Genomic DNA, 19,073 nt, shown 5'->3' on the forward strand with positions numbered 1-19,073 from the left:
GCGCGTGAATCTCACGCGCTCCCCTTGCCTCATGGTGTCTGGAGTGATCAACAGGTGTTGAAAGGGACGTCTACGTCCGAGGCCGTGGTTGTGGAGACCCCGGCCCGCATCGGAAGGACGGCGATCGGTGCCCTCGGCGTCTTGGCACTCGCACTCGGCGCCTTGCAGTCAGTGGTGGAGCCCGCACTCCCACTGCTGCAACGCGAGTTGGGGGTCAGTCCCGGCGAAGGGGCCCTGATCGGCAACGTGTTACTCATCACCGGCGCGGTCGTCACACCCGTCGCGGGCAAACTCGGCGACCGCTACGGCGGAAAGCGGGTACTGATCTGGCTGATGGCCGTCGTCTCGGCCGGTGGTCTGCTGGCCGGACTGGCGCCGAACCTGCCGGTGCTGTTGCTCGGTCAGGTATTGCAGGGCGTCATGGTGGGTGCGCTGCCCCTCTCCTTCATCCTGGTCCGCAAACACCTCTCACCAGGAGAGTCACAGGTGGCGATCGGGCTGGTCGTCGCGCTGTTCACGGGCGGCGGCATGGTCGGATTCCTGTTTGCCGGGCCGATCTCGGAAGGATTGTCCTGGCACTGGATGTTCGCGCTGCCGACGATCGTGATCATCGCGACAACGGCGGTTGTGAGTCGGCTGATGCCGCATGATCCGCCGATCCAGTCGGACAGCGGGATCGACTGGCCCGGGGTGGTGCTGCTGAGCGGCACGCTGCTCGCGTTCATGCTCGGACTCGTGACGGTGACGAGGGACGGCGGCCTGCCACCACTCGCGGTCGGTGCCATCGCGGTGACAGTGACGGCCCTCGCGGCCGGATGGATCGCCGTCGAGCGCCGGGCGGCCTCGCCGATGGTCGATCTGCGCATGCTGGCGAAGCCCGCGATGTGGCATGCGTGCGTGCTCACCCTCGTCATCACCACCAGTTCCGGGATGGTGCTCCTTCTGCTCCCGCAGCTGTTCGCGGTATCGGCCGACGGGTACGGCTTCGGAGCCGGCACCACCGCCATCGGACTGTTCCTGCTGCCCGGCGCCATCGTCGGGGCGGCGAGCGATTCGGTCGGCGGGATCGCGGCCCGGCGTTTCGGTCCGCGTGCCGTGGTCGTCGTCGGCACCGTCGTCACGGCGGCCACGATGATCGCCCTGGCGTCGCTGCACAGCGCGGAATGGCAGCTCGTCCTCGCGAAAGTGCTGACCGCGTTCGCCGCGGGCGTCGCCACCACCGCGTTGCTCGCCGGCACCGCCACCGCCGTCGAGACCAAGGACACCGGCATCGCCACCAGCCTGCTCGTGGTGACCCGCGTGATCGGCGTCGCCCTGGGCGCCCAGATCGGCGGCGCGATCCTCGACGCCGGGGCCGACCCGGTGACGGGCCTGCCGACCAAATCGGCCTTCGCCACAGGTTTCGCCGTCGCCGGCCTCGTCGCCGCATTGTCACTGCTCGTTGTCCGTTTCATGAAAAAGGGAGCCCAGGCATGACACGCAACGTTCTGATCTCCGGTGCCAGCATCTCCGGGCCCACGCTGGCCTACTGGCTGCACCGGTCCGGATGGGCGGTCACCGTGGTCGAGAAGGCAGGCGCGCTGCGCGACGGTGGATACCCGATCGACATCCGCGGTACCGCGATAGAGGTGGTCCGGCGGATGGGGATACTGCCGCACCTGCGGGACGCGCACATCGACATGCGTCGCTGCACCTTCCTCGACGCCGACGGCGGTGAAGTGGCCTCGGTCAGTCCGCACGCCGTTGTCGGCAGTGTCGAGGGACAGGACCTGGAGGTGCGTCGCGGGGATCTGGCCGCGCACCTCCACGCGATGGTCCGCGACGACGTGGAATTCCTGTTCAGCGACTCCATCGACACCCTCGACCAGTCACGACAAGAGGTCGACGTCACGTTCCACAGTGGGCACCAGCGCACGTTCGACCTGGTGGTGGGCGCCGACGGCATGCACTCACACACCCGCGCTTCCCTGTTCGGCCCCGAAGAACAGTTCCACCGCTACCTCGGCTACTGCTTCGCCCTGTTCACCATGCCGAACACCTTCGGGCTCTCCCACGAGCTCATGATGTGGAACACCCCGGGGAAAGCCGCGGCCCTCTACGCCGTCGGGGACAACGACGAGGTGCACGCCTTCCTGAACTTCCACCGACCAGAACCGCCGTCCGATGCCCTCCGGGACCCCAAAGCCCAGCGGGACCTGGTCGCCACGACCTTCGCGGGCGCGGGATGGGAGGTGCCTCACATGGTCGACGCCATGTACGACGCGGATGACCTGTTCTTCGACACGGCCGGTCAGATCCGCATGCCCCACTGGTCCAGCGGCCGCGTAGCGCTCGTCGGCGACGCCGCGTACGCACCCTCGTTCCTCACCGGACAAGGATCGAGCCTCGCACTGGTCGGCGCCTACATGCTCGCCAACGCCCTTGCCGCGAACCGGGATCACACTGCGGCCTTCGCCGCCTACGAACGCGACCTTCGCGATTTCGTAGCCATGAATCAGGCACTGGTCGACAACGGTGCGGCCACACTCTTCCCCACCACCGTGCGGGCCCTGGAGCAACGCAACACCATGCTGCGTGGCCTCGACACCCTGCCCTCCGCGCCGCCACGACCGGCCCACTCGGCCCTTGTGCTGCCCGAGTTCGCCCCGATGCCGTGACTTGATACGGCAACGGGGGGACGCGTGGATCTCAGTCCGGGGCTGCCGCCGTGATGTGACTCGGCACGCACAGCCAGCACCCGCCCCGTGAAAACCGCGGTAGCGCCGTACACCCGGATCCTCGGCCGGCTGACGCTGGTCATTGCCGAGTGGGTCAACTCCCCGGACTCGACGAGCGAGAGGAACTGCTCCTTGGCGGAGACGCCTGACGCGGAGACGATGACCCACTCATCGCGGAATGCCGGCTACCGCTGCCTGTCACGCCGACGACGGCGCTTGCGCGCCTACGGACTGTGCAGAAGCTCGGTACAGGGCAGGTCGCATGCCCCGCCCGTGCACCCTCACTAGCGCCTCCGCCGTGGACTTCGCTACGGCAGGCGGTCGGTGCCGCCGTCGGGGGCGGCGTGGGCCAGGCCCGTCCGGTAGGCGATGACGACGAGTTGGGCCCGGTCGCGGGCCTCCAGCTTCGCCATGGCGCGCTGCACGTGGGCGCGGACGGTGAAGGGGCTGAGGAACATCCGCTCGGCGATCTCCTGGTTGGACAGGCCGGTCGCGACCAGGGCCACCATCTCGCGCTCGCGCGGGGTGAGCGTGGCGAGTTGTTCGGCGTGCTGCGGCGAGGGGGTGTCCGGTGTGGCCAGGAAACGGGCGACCAGGGAGCGGGTCGCGGCCGGAGACAGAAGAGTGTCGCCGTCGGCGATCGTACGGACGGCGTCCGCCAGGTCCTCGGCCCCGATGCCCTTGCCGATGAAGCCGCCGGCCCCCGCGCGCAGCGCCTGGGCGACGTACTCGTCGGTCTCGTACGTGGTGAGGATCAGGATGCGACTGGCACGCAGTTCCGGGTCCGCGCAGATCTCCGACGTGGCGGTGAGACCGTCCGTCCCCGGCATACGGATGTCCATGATCACCACGTCCGGGCGCAGCTCCCGGGTGAGTCGCACCGCCTCCCTGCCGTCGCCGGCCTCGCCGACCACGGTGATGTCGTCGGCGGTGTCGAGAAGCATCCGGAAGGCACCGCGCAGCAGAGCCTGATCGTCCGCGAGCAGAACCCTGAGCGTCACGGCGCATCCCCGGTCTCTGCGTCGCCGGTCCGTCCGTGGCCTGTCGTTCCGTCAGTCATGCGCCCCTCGATGGTTGTTGCTTCGTCAGTGTTCCCTGTCGTATCGCCCCGTGTGGTGTCCTTGGCGGGCGGCAGTGGCAGCTGGGTGGAGACGAGGAAGCCGCCCTCCGGGCGCCTGCCCGCGGAGAGTTGGCCCCCGACCGCGGTGGCACGTTCCCGCATCCCGATCAGGCCGTAACCGGGCGGACGGTCCACCACGGCGGACACCCTTGGTCCCGTGAGCGCGTTCGGCGCCGTACTCGCGCCCCGTCCGTCGTCGGCGACGGTGATGGTCACGCGATCGCGGCCGAAGGCGAGGCGTACCCGGGCGCTGCCGGTACCGGCGTGCTTGGTCACGTTGGTCAGGGACTCCTGGACGATGCGGTAGGCGGTGAGGTCCACTCCCGGCGGCAGCGGCCTGGCCGTGCCCTCCTGGTGCACCGTCACCTCCAGACCCGCGCGGCGGAAGGACTCGACGAGCGTGGGAAGTTGGGACAGGCCGGGCGCCGGTTCGGCGGGCGTGGCCGCGTCCCCGGACTGACGCAGCAGACCGACCGTGGCGCGCAGTTCGTCGAGCGCGTGGCCGGTGGTCTCGACGAGCTCCCTGAGGCTCGTGCGGGTCTGTTCCGGGCGGGTGTCGAAGAGGTGGGCGGCGACCGTGGCCTGCGCGTTGGCCAGGGTGATCTGATGCGCTACGAGGTCGTGCAGTTCCCGGGCGATACGCACCCGTTCCTCGGCCACTCTCTGGCGCGCCTCGCTGTCCCGGCTCTCCTCGGCCCGCCGGGCCCGCTCCTCCACGGCCGCCAGGTAGGCCCGCCGGTTCCGCACCGAGTGACCGAGTACGCCGGCCACCAGCGGGAACGCCGCCACCGCTCCCACCCTGCTCGCGTCCTTCCACGAGAGGGCCCCGAACAGGGGGGTGGAGGCGACCAGCAGTGCCGCGGAGATGAGCAGCACCGCGCCCGCCGCGCGCCGTTCGTCGCGCACGGTCAGCGCGTACGAGTAGGCGGTGATCACGGCGGGGGCCACGATGAGCGGGCTCAGCAGGAGGCCGAGTACCGGCCCCAGCACGCCGCACGCGGTCGTGACCGCCATGGCGGCCAGGGGCGCCCGGTGCCGCACCGGCAGCGCGGCGCAGGACACCACGGCGATGAGGTAGGCGGCGGCGGACGGCGGTGACAGCGTGCTGCCGTCGTCCTGCACCACGCCGCCGAACAGGCAGAGCGCGAACGCCGCCGCCGTGACCGCTGCCTCCCGCCACCACGTGCCGCGTGATCGCGGGCCGCCGCCCCCCGTGTCCGTCATGGTCGGCTCAGTGCTGATGCCGGCCGACGGGGAGCCGCCGCACCGCCGCGTCCGGGTCGGTGGCGGGGGCCGGGACATGCCTGCTCAGTTTCTCGCCCTCGATATCCACATTCGGCAGCACACGGTTCAGGATACGAGGCAGCCACCAGGCCCGGTGGCCGAGCAGTGCCAGGATCGCGGGCACGATCGCCATCCGGACCACGAAGGCGTCGAAGGCGACGGCGGCGGCCAGCCCGACGCCCATCGTCTGGATGGTCGGGCTGCTCATGCCTACGAATCCGGCGAAGACGCTGATCATGATGATCGCCGCCGCGGCCACCACACGTCCGCTGTGCCGGAAACCGCTGACGATCGCCTCGCCGGGGGACGCGCCATGGACGTAGGCCTCCCGCATCCGGGTGAGGAGGAAGACCTCGTAGTCCATGGCGAGGCCGAAGACGATGCCGATGATGAGAATCGGCATCAGCGACATGACCGGTCCGGTCTGTTCGATGCCGAGCAGGCCTGCCGCCCAGCCCCACTGGAAGACGGCGACGAGGACTCCGAAGGCGGCACCCACCGACAGCAGGAAGCCGAGCGCGGCCTTGACCGGGACCAGCACCGAGCGGAAGACCACCGTCAGCAGGAGCACCGCCAGGCCGATGACCACGGCCAGATAGGGGATGAGGGCGTCGGACATGGCTTCGGAGATGTCGATGTTCATCGCGGTGGTGCCGGTCACCAGGACGGCGGCGCCGGTGTCGGCCTCGACGTCGGAGACCGCGCCCCGGATCGCGTGGACCAGGTCCTTGGTCTCGCCGCTGTTCGGCGCGGTCTTTGGGACGGCGGTGAGGACGGCCGTGTCCTTGGCCTGGTTGAGAACCGGATCACCGACCGACGCGATGCCGTCCACTCCCCGTAGGGTTGTGACGACCTGGTCCGTGGTGGCCCGGGCGCCGGCGGACTCCGGCATGTCCACAACCACGGTCAACGGGCCGTTGAAGCCGGGGCCGAAGCCCTCCGACAGCAGGTCGTAGGCGCGGCGCTGGGTGGTCTCCACCGACTTGGACTCGTCTCCGGGCAGCCCGAGTTCGAGGCTCAGCGCCGGCAGGGCGATGGCCCCGAGGCCGAGTACGGAGGTCATCAGCACGGCCGCCGGCCGGCGCAGCACGAACCGCGCCCAGCGGGTGCCTATGCGCTTCGCTGGCTTTGCCGCGATGGGTCGTCGGTCGCCTGAGGGTTCGTCGTGGCTGGTCGCGCAGTTCCCCGCGCCCCTTCGGGGCGCTCCCGCAGCCTTGCGGACGGCGCGGGACAGGACCCGCCGGCCGAAGAAGCCGAACAGCGCGGGGACCAGGGTCAGTGCGACGAGTACGGCAAGGGCCACGGCGCCCGCGCCGCCCATGCCCATCTTGGTGAGTTCGGGGATTCCGACGACCCCCAGCCCGACCAGGGCGATGAAGACGGTCGCGCCGGCGAAGACGACGGCGGATCCGGCCGTGCCCACCGCCCGGCCCGCGGCCTCCTCCGGCTCGCTGCCCCGGGCGCGCTCGTCGCGGAAGCGGGAGGTGATGAAGAGTGCGTAGTCGATACCGACCGCCAGCCCCAGCATCAACGCCAGGATGGCTACGGTGGACGTCAGGCCCAGTGGAACGGCCAGCGCGGAGACCAGGCCGAAGGCTATGGCCACGCCCACGAAGGCGGTCAGCAGCGACAAGCCGGCCGCGACCAGCGATCCGAGGGCGAGGACAAGGACCACCGCCGCCACCGCCACGCCGATGAGCTCCGTCGTACCGCCCAGTTCCTCTTCCGCGTCCAGGGCCGAGCCGCCGATCTCCACGGTCAGCCCCGCGGCCCGGGCCTGGCTCGCGGCGTCTTCGAGGGCGCTCTTCGTCGGCCCGATCAGGTCGACGGCCTCGGCGGTGTAGGTGACCGTGGAGTAGGCGATGGTGCCGTCCTCGCTGACAGCCCCGGTCTCGTAGGGGTCGGTGGTCGACGCGACCTGATCGCCCCCGTCCAGTGAGCCGAGCGTGTCCTCGACGGCCGCCCTGTTCTCCCTGGCCGTCACCCGCTGCCCGTCCGGGGCCCGGAACACCAAACGGGCCTCGGCGCCCTGGGAGTTGCTCTGCGGGAAGCGCTCGTCCAGCAGGTCGAACGCCTTCTGCGACTCGGTGCCGGGCATGGAGAGGTCCTCTTCCTCTCCGGTCGGCGCCACGGCGGCGCCGACCACGGCCAGCACCAGGGCACCCAGCCACAGGCCGCCCACGAGCCGGCGCCGCCGGAAGGCCCACCGTCCGATCCGGTAAAGAAACGTCGCCACCTGTGATCACTCCAGACGCCGTAAGGCAAGGGGGAATGCGTGAGATTCACGCGCCACCCACACTTCCCTCCGGCGCCCCTGCCGGGCATCGTCCTCCGCCGCCGTCCTCCCCTGGTGCATCCGGACCAGCCACTCGCGTGTCCTGGTGCGTACGCACTACGGGCCGATTCGGGGCGGGGCGGGACATGGCGTGATTCTGGAATTCGATGTCAGGTCTGGTCCGCGGCGCGCAGGGCCCGCGCCAGCCATTCCAACTCCTCGGTCGCGTCGGGCGACGAATTCTGCCCGCGCACCCGGGCGACGAGCGTGCGGTAGTGCTCCGCTCCTGCCTCGATCCCGGCCTCCAGGCTGCGCAGCAGGGCGGCCCGATCGGTGTCACCGAAGAGCTCGGACAGCACCTCGGCCGCGGCCGGCCCCTCGGGAGGGACCCCGCCTTTTCTGACCTCCGCGACGGTCTGCACGATCTGCCTGGCCCACCAGATGGACGCCCCAGGGGGACGACTCTGCCCCGGTACAGGCGTGTTGAGCTCCATCCATGTGCGCAACCGGGCGCGGAAACCGGGGTCCCGCACCAGTTCGGCCAGTTCGATCCAGGCGTCGACCTGCTCGGGTGTGGGATCGTCGGGCAGTTCGATGCTGAAGGTGCGCATGCGGTCGCGCAGGCCCGGGTCGTCGAGGCCGCCGAACACCTCCTCCTTGAACTCGTCGATGATCTGCTCGCGTTCGGCGGCCGAAAGCCGCGCCAACCGGTTCATCAGTGCTGTCTCCTCAACGGTCGAACCCCGTTTCGCCACGGTGGACAGGACGGCCCGGCTCACCTTGAGGGAGCGGATCTGCGCGTCGAGCGCGGCCACATGCGCGTCGGCGACCTCGGCGACCGTGGTGCGGCCGCTCAGGACGCGGCACACGTCGTCGAGTCCGAGACCCAACTCCCGCAGAGTGCGCACCAGTTCGACGCGGGCCACGGACTCGGCGTCGTACAACCGGTAGCCGCCCGCGGAGCGGGCCACAGGCGGCACCGCTCCCTCGTCCGACCAGAAGCGCAGGGTGCCCACCGAAAGGCCGGTGCGGTGCGCGAGCCGGCCAATGGTGAGCACGTCGGGGCGTTCGTCATCCATGAGTCAGATCCTGAACCCTCCGGTGGGTAGAGACTCAAGTGATTCAGTGCGAGGGCGTGGTGCAGCAGGCGCTGCCCTGCTGCTTGGCCAGGGAGTCGGCGTCGGCCTTGACGACGTACACCTCCCAGGGTTCCTGGCCCGGGCCGTGGACCCAGACCTTGTCCTGGAGGGCGTAGCAACAGGTGGTGTCGTTCTCCACGTCTGTGGCCAGGCCGGCCTCGCCCAGCCGGGCCGTGGCGGCATGCACGTCTTCGCTGCTTTCGACCTCGACGCCGAGGTGGTCCATGCGGGTCGCCTCGCCCGTCGCGCCCTCGATGAGGACGAGCTTGAGCGGGGGCTCGGCGATGGCGAAGTTGGCGTAGCCGTCGCGGAGTTTGGCGGGCTCGGTGCCGAACAGCTTGCTGTAGAAGGCGACCGAGGCGTTGAGGTCGGGAACGCGGAGGGCGAGTTGTACGCGGGACATGACGAACCTCCTTGTATGGATGGGGACTTCAGCAGCCGCCGGAGGCGGCCGGGGCGCCGATGCCGGTGCCGATCCGGAGGGTGGCGGGGGCGGCGCAGCAGCCGCCGCCGTCGCCGGCCTGTGCCGCCTCGGGCTCGTCGAAGAGGCCCGCGCCGCCGCACACTCCGGTCTCCGGCAGGGTCAACTCGACGCGCTCGGCGGCCTCCTGGTCGCCCGCGATCGCCGCGGCGATGGAGCGGACCTGCTCGTAGCCGGTCATCGCGAGGAACGTGGGGGCGCGGCCGTAGGACTTCATGCCGACGAGGTAGACGTCCTGCTCCGGGTGGGAGAGCTCGTTCACGCCGTGCGGGTAGACGGTGCCGCAGGAGTGCTGGTTGGGGTCGATGAGCGGGGCCAGGGCGGTCGGGGCCTGGAGGCGCTCGTCGAGGCCGAGGCGGAGCTCGGAGAGGAAGGAGAGGTCGGGGCGGAAGCCGGTCAGGACGATGACCTCGTCGACCGGGTCGAGGCGGCGGCCGTCCTCGCCGACGAGGACCAGGCGGCCGTCGGCGTCGCGCTCGATGGCGTCGGTGCGGAAACCGGTGACCGCGTCGGCGTGGCCGTCGTCGACGGCGGCCTTGGCCGCGAGACCGAGGGCGCCGCGGGCGGGGAGCTGGTCGGAGGTGCCGCCGCCGAAGGTGGAGCCGGAGATGCCCCGGCGCAGGATCCACACGCCCTTGGTGCCGGTGCCGTCGTCGGACGTGGCGAGGTCGGCCAGGTACGCGAGCGCGGTGAAGGCGGAGGCGCCCGAGCCGATGACCGCGGTGCGCCTGCCCGCGTACCGGGCCCGCACGGCCGGGTCCTTGAGGTCGGGAACACGGTAGGTGATCCGGTCGGAGGCGGCCTTCTCGCCGAGGGCGGGCAGGCCGCTGCCGCCGGCCGGGCTCGGGGTGGCCCAGGTCCCGGAGGCGTCGATCACCGCGCGGGCGAACAGCCGCTCCTCGCGGCCGTCGGCGTGGGCGACATGGACGACGAACGGCTGGTCCTCGCGGTCGGCGTCCACGATCCGGTCCCGGCCCGCACGTGAAACGCCGGTGACGGTGACCCCGAAGCGGACCCGCTCGCCGAGGACGTCGGCGAGCGGCTGGAGGTACTGCTCGGCCCAGTCCCCGCCCGAGGGGTAGGCGGCGGCGTCCGGCTTCACCCATCCGGTCGGGGCCAGCAGCTTCTCGGCCGCCGGGTCGGTGACCTCGCCCCAGGTGGAGAACAGCCGCACATGCGCCCACTCGCGCACCGCCGCTCCGGCGGCCGGGCCGGCTTCCAGGACCAGCGGGGCGAGGCCGCGGGCGGTGAGGTGGGCGGCGGCAGCGAGTCCGGTGGGGCCGGCTCCGATCACGACGACGGGCAGCTCGGCGGTGGCAGGCGCGTTCACGGTCGACTCCTCGGTGTTTCGACATCTGTCGATGGCTTGCACGGCCAGCCTTGCACTTGATTCGATAGACGTCAACATAGACATTCTTCGAATTCGAGAAGGCAGCGCCCCGATCCGCCTGGTTCGACATGTGTCAACATAGACGTATGTCGAATGCCAAGCTGCTGCCGCTGATCGAGCCCTCCGACGGTCAGGCCGCTGTGACGCCGTGCTGTCCGCCGCTGACCGAGCGCCCGTTCAGCGCGGAGGAGGCCGAGGTGGCCGCGCGTATGTTCAAGGCGCTGGGCGACCCGGTGCGGCTGCGGCTGTTCTCCGCGGTCGCCTCGCACGAGGGCGGCGAGGCGTGCGTGTGCGACATCTCCGACGTCGGTGTCTCCCAGCCGACCGTGTCCCACCACCTGAAGAAGCTCAAGGAGGCCGGCCTGCTCAGCTCCGAGCGGCGCGGCACCTGGGTGTACTACCGGGTCGAGCCGTCGGTGCTGGCCGCGATGGGCAAGCTGCTGACCGGCGTGCCGGCGGTCGTCTGACCCGGGCCGCGAGGGAAGCCGGATCCCGCTCGCGGTCCGCCACGTCACTCAGTCCTCTTCTAGCCCGCCTACGAGTTCGGCGATCTCACGCGCCGCCTCCCTCGCCGAGCGCCCGACACCGATCAGGGTGGCCGAGGCGGGCCCGGTCCAGTCGCCGTAGCCGAGCAGGTGCAGGCGCGGTTCGCCCACCGACCGCGTGCCCTCCGTGGCGATGTGGCCGCGCCGGCCACGCAGCCCCAGGGGCGCCAGGTAGGAGAGGGCCGGGCGGAAGCCGGTGCACCAGATGACCGCGTCCGCCTCGGCACGGGCGCCGTCGGCCCATTCGACGCCGCCCGGGACGAGGCGGCTGAACATCGGGGTGGCTTTCAGCAGGCCGCGGTCGCGGGCTTCCCGGACGGGCGGTACGGCGACGATGTCGCCGAGCGAGGCGACGCCTGCCGTGTCGCTGCGGCCCTCGTCGAGCGCGCGGCGACGGGCGGTGGCCACGTCGAACAGCGCGCGGCCGTCGATGTTGTCGGCCAGGTAGCGCGGCGGGCGTTGGGTGACCCACGTCAGCCGGGTGTCGTGGGCGAGGTCGGCGGCGATCTGGGCGCCGGAGTTGCCTCCGCCGACCACGACGACGCGGCGGCCGGCGAAGTCCTGGGGCCGCCGGTACTCGACGGTGTGCAGTTGCTGTCCGCCGAAGTCGGCTCTGCCGGGGAGGGCGGGCAGGAAGGGCCGCCACCAGGTACCGGTCGCGCTGATCACGGCTCGGGCGTGCCAGGTGCCGGAATCGGTCTCCACTCGGAGGAGCCGGCCTGCGCGGTGCACCCCGGCGACGCGTACCGGTCGTTCCACGGGCAGCTCGTAGCGTTTCTCGTAGTCCCGCAGGTAGGCCACCACATGTCCGGCGTCCGGGTACTCCTCCCCCGGCTGCGGGGGCATGAGCCGCCCGGGCAGGGAGGAGAAGGCCGCCGGGGAGAACAGGCGGAGCGAGTCCCAGGTGTGCTGCCAGGCCCCGCCGGGCGTGGACCGGGCGTCGAGGACGACGAAGTCCACGCCCAGGCGGCGCAGGTGATAACCGGCGGCGAGGCCGGACTGACCGCCGCCGACGATCACCACGTGAGTGTGCCGGGCCGCTGTCACGAGGCCCGCACCATGCCGGTGCGGTCCAAGCAGTGCATCAGCTCTCCCGCGACACGGCCGTCAGCTGTCGTCCGGTGCTGAACCTGCGCCGCCAGGCCAAGGAGACGTACACGAGCGCGACCAGGACCGGCACCTCGATGAGCGGGCCGACGACTCCGGACAGGGCCTGGCCGGAGGTGACGCCGAAGGTGGCGATGGCGACCGCGATGGCCAGCTCGAAGTTGTTGCCGGCCGCGGTGAAGGCGAGCGTGGCAGTACGGTCGTAGGCGAGGCCGATCGCCTTGCCTAGGGCGAAGGTGCCGAACCACATCACCGCGAAGTACACCAGCAGCGGGAGCGCGATGCGGGCCACGTCCAGGGGCTGCGAGGTGATGGTCTTGCCTTGCAGGGCGAAGAGGATGACGATCGTGAACAGCAGGCCGTACAGGGCCCAAGGGCCGATCTTCGGAAGGAACTTCGTCTCGTAGGACTCACGGCCCATCTTCTTCTCCCCCAGGCGGCGGGTGAGGAAGCCGGCCAGCAGCGGGACACCGAGGAAGATGACCACGTTCAGGGCGATCTTCCACATGGAGATGTCCAGGTGCTCGCCGTCGCCGAGGCCCAGCCAGCCCGGCAGCAGGTCGAGGTAGAGCCAGCCCAGCAGGCCGAACGCGATCACCTGGAAGACCGAGTTGAGGGCGACGAGCACGGCTGCCGCCTCGCGGTCGCCGCAGGCCAGGTCGTTCCAGATGATGACCATGGCGATGCAGCGGGCCAGGCCGACGATGATCAGGCCGGTACGGTACTCGGGCAGGTCCGGCAGGAAGATCCAGGCCAGCGCGAACATGATCGCGGGGCCGAGGACCCAGTTGATGACGAGGGACGAGATCATCAGCTTGCGGTCGCCGGTGACGGCGTCGAGCTTGTCGTAGCGGACCTTGGCCAGGACCGGGTACATCATGATCAGCAGGCCGACGGCGATCGGGAGCGAGATGCCGCCGATCTCGACCTTCGCCAGGGCGTCGTTCAGGCCGGGGACGAGCCTGCCGAGACCGAGGCCGAGGGCCATGGCGAGAAGGATCCAGACGGCGAGGAAGCGGTCGAGCGTCGACAGCTTCGCGACCACCGAGGGTTCCTCGGTCGTCGCGACTGCTTCGGTGGGGGTCACGGACAGGCCCTCTTGTTGTCGGCGGCGGTGCGAGCGGACTCAGCCAAGTCGGCGAACTGACCGGCGAGTTGGGCGATGACGTCGGGGCGCAGCTTGTAGTACATGTAGCGGCCGCACGGCTCGGTCTCCACGACCCCTGCTTCGCGCAGCACTCTCAGGTGGTTGGAGAGGTTGGTCTGCTTCGCACCGGTCTCCTCGATCAGGTGCGTGGAGCAGAGCGTTTCCCGGGCGAGCAGGGTGACGATCTGGAGGCGCAGCGGATCGGCGAGGACTCGCATCAGATCAGTGTCGACTGACGTCATCATGGGCTGATACTGTCACATCAGTGGTGACTGACACCATCGTGGGCTGAATTCATTCGCCCCTGATGCCGTCCGCCCCTGATGTCGTCCCGAGACAAGAGAGACCTCTGATGTCAGACAAGCCGTCCGTCCTCTTCGTCTGTGTCCACAACGCCGGCCGTTCCCAGATGGCCGCCGCATGGCTGACTCACCTGGCCGGAGACCGTGTCGAGGTCCGTTCCGCCGGCTCCAACCCGGGCGCGGGCGTCAACCCGGCCGCCGTCGAGGCCATGCGCGAGGTCGGCATCGACATCTCCGCCGAGGTCCCGAAGATGCTCACCGTCGACGCGGTGAAGGAGTCCGACGTCTGCATCACCATGGGCTGCGGAGACACCTGCCCCGTCTTCCCCGGCAAGCGGTACCTGGACTGGCAGCTGGAGGACCCGGCGGGCCAGGGCGTGGAGGCCGTCCGGCCGATCCGCGACGAGATCAAGATGCTGGTCGAGGGCCTGATCAAGGAGATCGCGCCGAGCTGAAGCCGGAGCGGTCATGCGGATCGGGGAGGTCGCCGAGCAGGCGGGGGTGAGCGTTCGGGCGCTGCGCTACTACGAGGAGCAGGGTCTGCTCGGCTCCATGCGCACCAGTGGCAGGCAGCGGCAGTACGCGGACGGCGCGGTCGAGCGGGTCAGGATGATCCAGCAGCTGTAAGCCGCCGGTCCGACGAGCAGGATGGTTCGCGAGGTCCTGCCCCGGTGCATGAACGAGGGCCCCGTGACCTACGCGTTCGTCGAGAGCATCATCACCGAACGGGCCCGCATCGACCGCCAGATCAACGACCTGACGCAGGTACGCGCCCGCCTCGACGAAATCATCGTTGTCGCGACCGCCCCCGACCACCCCGACCACTGGGTGAGGACGACGCGCCCCTGGAACCCACCCTTGGTCCGGCCAGGTCACCCGTCGCGGCCAGGTCGGACAGCGTCGTGAGCATCGCCGCGTCCGGGCCGACCTGCGTCAGCAGGACCTGGATGCCCCGCTCGGCCTGGGGCAGAGCGTCAATCCGTGTGGCCACGAACCTGCCGCCGTCCACCACCGCCCCGACAAGGGCCTGTCCTAGCCTGGCCGTGTCCAGGAAGGCATCGCCGCCCTCGGGACGCACCCTGCGGACGGCCTCGACCAACGGCTGCGACGCCGACACATACACATCACCCCCCGCCGCCTTCGTCGCGAACTCACCATCCGGCGACAGGTCGCTGGCAATCACCACCGCTCCCCTGCGCTTGGCCAGTTGCACCGCATAGCCACCGACCGCTCCCTCGGCACCGGTGATGAGGACGCTCTGGCCGGCCTGGATGCCGAGGAGTTCGACGGACTGGGCCGCGGTCAGACCGTTGAGGGGGATGGTGGCGGTGTGGACGGGATCGACTCCCGTGGGCGCCGCGGCGATCAACTGGGGAGGAACCACGACACACTCGGCCTGCCCCCGGTTCAGCCCCAGCGGCAGACGTGGCTGAACGCGATGACAGGCTGTCCGGGCGTCCACTGAGTGCCCCTTCACCCGGTTCGCCATCACCTCCGCGGACCACGTCCCCGGCAGCAACATCGACCTGTACGCCTTCGACACCGACGGCAACCACGTCGGCGACTGGGCCGGCCCCGGCTCCGACGAACACGTCGACCTGCCGCCCGGCGACTACAACGTCTACGTCCGCCAGTCAGAACTGCCGGCCGACACCACCAGCCAGCAGTACACCCTGTGGAGCTGGAAGGTCGGCCAGGGCACCCACACGGCGTTGACCGTCACGCCGTAGCCGCGACCCGTCAGCCTGATGGTCACTCAACCTCCTTGATTCACAAGGAGGTTGAGATCATGCTGTGATTCATCTGTGAACTCCTGTTCCTTGGAGGAACATCCGTGCCGTCCAACCCCTCGCTGGCACCGCATCCGAGACGCCGCGGAATGCTGGTCGTAGGCGCCCTGGCCACCGCACTGGTTGGGCAGTTCCTCGCCGGGACCGCCGTCGCCGCCCCCTCGGCCGAGACAGTCAAGACGCCGTCACCCGGGCGCATAGCCTGGGAACCCTGTGAATCCCCCTCCGGCCAGGGCACCTTCGAGTGCGCCACCATCCAGGTACCCATCGACTGGAAACGGCCGCACGGCGCCACCATCGGCCTGGCCATCAACCGTCACCTGGCCACCGACCCCGCACGCCGGATCGGCTCGCTCCTGATCAACCCCGGTGGCCCGGGGGGCTCCGGCGTGGACTTCGCGTACAGCGCACCCCAGAGCTTCTCTCCCGAACTGCTGGAGCGCTTCGACATCGTGGGCTTCGACCCGCGCGGCGTCGGCCGCAGCAACCCGGTCACGTGCGACACGGACCAGGTGAATGCCCAGGCCGCGCAGCTCTACCCGGACAGCGCCGCCTCCTTCGCGGCCCTGCGCGAGGCGAACCGCGCCCTCGGCGAGAGTTGCCGTGATCTCACCGGGCCGCTCGTCGAGAACATGGACACCACGAGCGTCGTCCGCGACATGGACGCCATCCGCGCCGGCCTCGGCGAGAAGCGGATCAGCTACTACGGCGTCTCCTACGGCACCGGGATCGGCCAGCAGTACGCGGAGCGCTACCCGCACCGCGTCCGCGCGATGACGATCGACTCGAACATGGACCACAGCCTCGACCCGTGGACCTACCAGAAGACCGAGACCATCGCGATGGAGGAGTCGTACGGCCAGTTCGCCGACTGGTGCGCCCGAACCGCCTCCTGCGTGCTGCACGACCGGGACGCCCGCGCCCTGTTCGACTCGCTCTACAAGCGCGCCGACGCCGGTGAACTGGTCCTCCCCGGTGACCCGCCCTACACCTTCACCACCCAGGATCTCCAGTCCCTGGCCTTCGGCTACATGTACGACCCGGCCGACTGGTTCCAGTTCGCCGATAACCTCGCCTACCTGGACGCACCCGACGCCGCCGCGGCACGGTCCGTCGGGAAGCGCGGGGAGCCGACGGAGTTCGCGTACCTCCCGGTGATGTGCCAGGACTACGACTTCGACGTACCGTCCTACGGCACGCTCGCCCGCTTCGAGCGCGAACTGGCCCGCCGCGCCCCGGTCACCCGGCTCAGCTCCCTCGCCTGGACGGACCTGACCGGCTGCCAGAACTGGCCGACCGAGGTGACCAACCCGCCGCACCGGCTCCGCGTCGACGGCACCCCGCCGATTCTGGTGACCAACAGCCGTTACGACGTGGCCACCCCGCACTCCTGGGGGTCCAACGCGGCCCGACAGATCGGCCGCGAGGCCGTGTTCCTCACGTACGACGGCGTCGGCCACGGCGACTACTGGATGAGCCCGTGCGCACGCGACGCCATCGACACCTACCTGCTCACCCTCAAGGCCCCCCGCAACGGCACCCATTGCCCCGCGGTCTGGCCGACCGGGCCCTCCGCCCAGCGGCAGTCCCCGACCGGCGGACTGGTCAACCCGTTGCCCGAACTGCTCGGCACAGGAACCCGCGGGTCGACCATGTGATGCGACCCGACCCCGCGCGGCCCTGAGCAAGAGAGGTCCCTTCCACACTCGCACTTGAGCCGAGCGTGGGAGGGACCTCCTGCGTCAGGTCAGGCGTGCGGCGCGTCGATGAGGGCCGTGGTGACGTCCCCCGTTGAGGCGGTGTCGCCGACGTCGCGGGGGAGGATGCCCGCGGCGGTCGTGGCCTCGATCGCCTTGTGCAGCCGGGCGGCCTGGTCGGGCAGGCGCGGGGTGTTGCCGAAGGAGTAGACGCCGAGTTCGAAGGTCATGGCGGGGTCCTGGCCTCAGTTGCTGATGACGGGCATGGCCCGCCGGTAGCGGGCGTCGGTGAGCTGGGCGACGAGGAACGCGGCGATGTCGGCACGGCTCATGGCGGAGCCGACCTTGTCGTGGCCGAGGAAGCCGGAGCGGATACGGCCGGTGGCGGGCTTGTCGGTGGGGTTGGTGATGCGGGCGATGGTGTAGTCGAGGCCGGAGCCGGTGACGGCCTCGGTCATGCCCTTCAGCTCGGCCAGCGCGTTGGGGAACATCAGCCCGGCCGCGACGGGCAGCACCCTGTGCTTCCAGTGCGGCTTGTCCTGCGGATCGGCCAGTGAGGGCGTGGCCAGGCCGATGAACCGGTCCACCTTCCGCGCCCGCATGGCCTGCACGATGGTGTGGGTTCCGTCGGTGACCTGGGTGCCGGTCGTGGACCGTTTCAGGGAGGGACCGAGTGCGCTGATGACCGCGTCGGTGCCGCTGACGGCCCGCTCGACGGCATCGCGGTCGGACAACTGCCCGGTGACGACCGTGAGATGGGGGTGGGTGAGAGCGACCTTGGCCGGGGTGCGGACCAGGGCGGTGATCTGGTGGCCTTCGTCCAGAAGCCGCTGGACGACGAGGCGGCCGATGGCGCCGGTCGCTCCGAAGACGGTGACACGCATCAGGGGGTTCCTCGCGGTGAGAGCCACAAGCGTAGGTGGTCAGAAGCTGTAGGTGATCAGAAGCTGTACGGGCCGAAGCGGCCCCAGGCCACCAGGGCGGCCAGGATCAGCAGGACAGCGTTGAAGGCGATCGCGCCGGGTTCCTTGCGGCGGGCATGGGTGATCGCGGCCAGCGCCATCACGACGGCCAGGCCGGTGGCGGCCAGCGGGGTCAGCACGGGGGCGATGTCCGTCGCAGCGGGAAGTACCAGACCGAGGGCGGCGGCGAACTCCACGACACCGATGAAGCGGACAGTGCCCTGGGAGAAATCGGCGGTCCAGGGCAGCTGTCCGGCCAGCTTCTCCTTGGGCTGGGTGGACTTGATGACGCCGGCCATGGCGAGCATGGCGGCCAGCACGGCCTGCACGATCCACAAGAAGACGTTCACGTGAGGATTCCTTGGGAGGGGGCGGGAGGGAGCGATGCCCCCGCCCGGGAGCGGAGTGGGCCGGCCGGTCAGGCGTTGAACACGGCCTCGGAGCGGTCCCGGTTTTCGTGCAGATCCCAGTACAGAGGGGCGATCTGCTCGGGCGTGGCCGTCGGGAAACCCTCCGGCCCGCCCTCGCCGATCCACACGTTGATCGCCACGTGAGCGGCGTGCACACCGCTGCCGGCCAACTCCTTGTCCAGGTTGACGACCCAGTTGCGCAGGGCTGCCGCGGGGGCGTTGACGTTGCCGAGCATGGGGACGGGATCCACGGAACCGCCGCCGGTGGTGAACAGCAGGGTGCCGGCGCCCGCTTCGCGCATCGCGGGCAGCACCGCGCGGGCGGCGGCGACAGCGCCGTAGAAGATGTACTCGATCTGCGGTTGCAGGTTCTCCACCGTGGCTTCCGAGGGAGTGGCCAGGGTGATGCCGGGCACCGGGGAGTGCGGGGCCGGCGAGTACTCCAGTACGTCGATGCCGCCGAAGCGGGCCTTCGCGGCGTCCAATGCGTCCGTCAGTGAGGCGCGGTCGAGGACGTCGGCGGGGAACGCGGCGGCCATGATGCCTTCCTGGCCGAGCTGGTCGACCAGCGTGTCCAGGTTCTCCTTGGTGCGGGCGATCAGGGCTATGCCGAAGCCGCGGCTGCCGAAGGTGCGGGCGATGGCCAGGCCCATGCCGGGGCCGGCGCCGACGATGGCGAGAGTGGGCATGATCAGATCTCTTTCCGT

21 protein-coding genes are annotated in these 19,073 nt (G+C 70.2%); 6 read left to right on the top strand and 15 right to left on the bottom strand.

Annotated elements, in window-relative coordinates; genetic code table 11:
• Positions 1-84: 84 nt before the first annotated feature.
• Positions 85-1,476, top strand: a complete 1,392-nt coding sequence (locus SLINC_RS04840; RefSeq protein ID WP_067427243.1) for an MFS transporter — start codon at positions 85-87, stop codon at positions 1,474-1,476.
• Positions 1,473-2,657, top strand: coding sequence for an FAD-dependent monooxygenase (locus SLINC_RS04845; RefSeq protein WP_067427245.1), 1,185 nt, complete (start codon positions 1,473-1,475; stop codon positions 2,655-2,657). The genes SLINC_RS04840 and SLINC_RS04845 overlap by 4 nt, the downstream gene beginning before the upstream one ends.
• A 368-nt stretch (positions 2,658-3,025) precedes the next feature.
• On the opposite strand, the gene SLINC_RS04850 is transcribed toward SLINC_RS04845, so the two are convergent.
• From SLINC_RS04850 to SLINC_RS04875, 6 genes are all read right to left on the bottom strand, one after another.
• Positions 3,026-3,718 (bottom strand): response regulator transcription factor, encoded by a 693-nt coding sequence (locus SLINC_RS04850; RefSeq protein ID WP_067427247.1) that lies wholly within the window; start codon positions 3,716-3,718, stop codon positions 3,026-3,028.
• Entirely contained in the window at positions 3,715-5,061 is a 1,347-nt protein-coding gene (locus SLINC_RS04855) for a sensor histidine kinase (protein ID WP_067444999.1), read from the bottom strand. Before SLINC_RS04855 ends, SLINC_RS04850 begins: the two co-directional genes overlap by 4 nt.
• 7 nt (positions 5,062-5,068) lie before the next feature.
• A complete protein-coding gene (locus tag SLINC_RS04860; protein WP_067427249.1) occupies positions 5,069-7,357 on the bottom strand; it encodes an MMPL family transporter in 2,289 nt (762 codons plus the stop codon).
• A gap of 209 nt (positions 7,358-7,566) precedes the next feature.
• Complete coding sequence (locus tag SLINC_RS04865) at positions 7,567-8,475, bottom strand: helix-turn-helix domain-containing protein (RefSeq protein WP_067427251.1); 909 nt, start codon at positions 8,473-8,475, stop codon at positions 7,567-7,569.
• Between the two features lie 43 nt (positions 8,476-8,518).
• Positions 8,519-8,938, bottom strand: coding sequence for an ArsI/CadI family heavy metal resistance metalloenzyme (locus SLINC_RS04870; protein ID WP_067427254.1), 420 nt, complete (start codon positions 8,936-8,938; stop codon positions 8,519-8,521).
• 28 nt (positions 8,939-8,966) lie between these two features.
• Entirely contained in the window at positions 8,967-10,346 is a 1,380-nt protein-coding gene (locus tag SLINC_RS04875; RefSeq protein ID WP_067427256.1) for an NAD(P)-binding domain-containing protein, read from the bottom strand.
• Between the two features lie 146 nt (positions 10,347-10,492).
• Between SLINC_RS04875 and SLINC_RS04880 the strand changes: the two genes are divergently transcribed.
• Positions 10,493-10,873: an ArsR/SmtB family transcription factor gene (locus SLINC_RS04880; protein ID WP_067427258.1), complete on the top strand. Its 381-nt coding sequence runs from the start codon at positions 10,493-10,495 to the stop codon at positions 10,871-10,873.
• A 48-nt stretch (positions 10,874-10,921) separates the two neighbouring features.
• On the opposite strand, the gene SLINC_RS04885 is transcribed toward SLINC_RS04880, so the two are convergent.
• From SLINC_RS04885 to SLINC_RS04895, 3 genes are read right to left on the bottom strand one after another with little or no spacing between them, the layout of a single operon-like run.
• A complete protein-coding gene (locus SLINC_RS04885) occupies positions 10,922-11,998 on the bottom strand; it encodes an ArsO family NAD(P)H-dependent flavin-containing monooxygenase (protein ID WP_067427260.1) in 1,077 nt (358 codons plus the stop codon).
• Between the two features lie 37 nt (positions 11,999-12,035).
• Positions 12,036-13,145 carry an ACR3 family arsenite efflux transporter gene (gene arsB, locus SLINC_RS04890; protein WP_067427263.1) on the bottom strand — a complete coding sequence of 370 codons (1,110 nt, stop codon included), beginning with the start codon at positions 13,143-13,145 and terminating at the stop codon, positions 12,036-12,038.
• Positions 13,142-13,450 (bottom strand): ArsR/SmtB family transcription factor, encoded by a 309-nt coding sequence (locus SLINC_RS04895; protein ID WP_067427265.1) that lies wholly within the window; start codon positions 13,448-13,450, stop codon positions 13,142-13,144. Before SLINC_RS04895 ends, arsB begins: the two co-directional genes overlap by 4 nt.
• 107 nt (positions 13,451-13,557) lie before the next feature.
• On the opposite strand from SLINC_RS04895, the gene SLINC_RS04900 reads away from it, so the two are divergent.
• Complete coding sequence (locus SLINC_RS04900; RefSeq protein ID WP_067427267.1) at positions 13,558-13,962, top strand: arsenate reductase ArsC; 405 nt, start codon at positions 13,558-13,560, stop codon at positions 13,960-13,962.
• Positions 13,963-13,975: 13 nt separating this feature from the next.
• Entirely contained in the window at positions 13,976-14,134 is a 159-nt protein-coding gene (locus tag SLINC_RS49190; protein WP_225988240.1) for a MerR family transcriptional regulator, read from the top strand.
• A gap of 160 nt (positions 14,135-14,294) precedes the next feature.
• Here SLINC_RS49190 and SLINC_RS48345 read toward each other — a convergent pair whose 3' ends face one another.
• Positions 14,295-14,996 carry an MDR/zinc-dependent alcohol dehydrogenase-like family protein gene (locus SLINC_RS48345; protein ID WP_182449336.1) on the bottom strand — a complete coding sequence of 234 codons (702 nt, stop codon included), beginning with the start codon at positions 14,994-14,996 and terminating at the stop codon, positions 14,295-14,297.
• A gap of 132 nt (positions 14,997-15,128) precedes the next feature.
• Positions 15,129-15,263 (bottom strand): hypothetical protein, encoded by a 135-nt coding sequence (locus tag SLINC_RS50005; RefSeq protein ID WP_257785178.1) that lies wholly within the window; start codon positions 15,261-15,263, stop codon positions 15,129-15,131.
• Positions 15,264-15,341: 78 nt separating this feature from the next.
• Between SLINC_RS50005 and SLINC_RS04910 the strand changes: the two genes are divergently transcribed.
• A complete protein-coding gene (locus SLINC_RS04910; RefSeq protein ID WP_225988241.1) occupies positions 15,342-16,955 on the top strand; it encodes an alpha/beta hydrolase in 1,614 nt (537 codons plus the stop codon).
• Between the two features lie 89 nt (positions 16,956-17,044).
• Here the strand turns inward: SLINC_RS04910 and SLINC_RS04915 are convergent, their stop codons facing one another.
• From SLINC_RS04915 to SLINC_RS04930, 4 genes are all read right to left on the bottom strand, one after another.
• Positions 17,045-17,224, bottom strand: a complete 180-nt coding sequence (locus SLINC_RS04915; protein WP_067427273.1) for a hypothetical protein — start codon at positions 17,222-17,224, stop codon at positions 17,045-17,047.
• 15 nt (positions 17,225-17,239) lie between these two features.
• Positions 17,240-17,878, bottom strand: coding sequence for an NAD(P)-dependent oxidoreductase (locus SLINC_RS04920; protein WP_067427275.1), 639 nt, complete (start codon positions 17,876-17,878; stop codon positions 17,240-17,242).
• 56 nt (positions 17,879-17,934) lie between these two features.
• On the bottom strand, positions 17,935-18,306 hold the full coding sequence (locus tag SLINC_RS04925) for a DoxX family protein (RefSeq protein ID WP_067427279.1): 372 nt from the start codon (positions 18,304-18,306) through the stop codon (positions 17,935-17,937).
• 68 nt (positions 18,307-18,374) lie between these two features.
• A complete protein-coding gene (locus SLINC_RS04930; protein ID WP_067427281.1) occupies positions 18,375-19,055 on the bottom strand; it encodes an SDR family NAD(P)-dependent oxidoreductase in 681 nt (226 codons plus the stop codon).
• Between the last annotated feature and the right edge of the window lie 18 nt (positions 19,056-19,073).

Source organism: Streptomyces lincolnensis (assembly GCF_001685355.1).
Lineage (GTDB): Bacteria > Actinomycetota > Actinomycetes > Streptomycetales > Streptomycetaceae > Streptomyces > Streptomyces lincolnensis.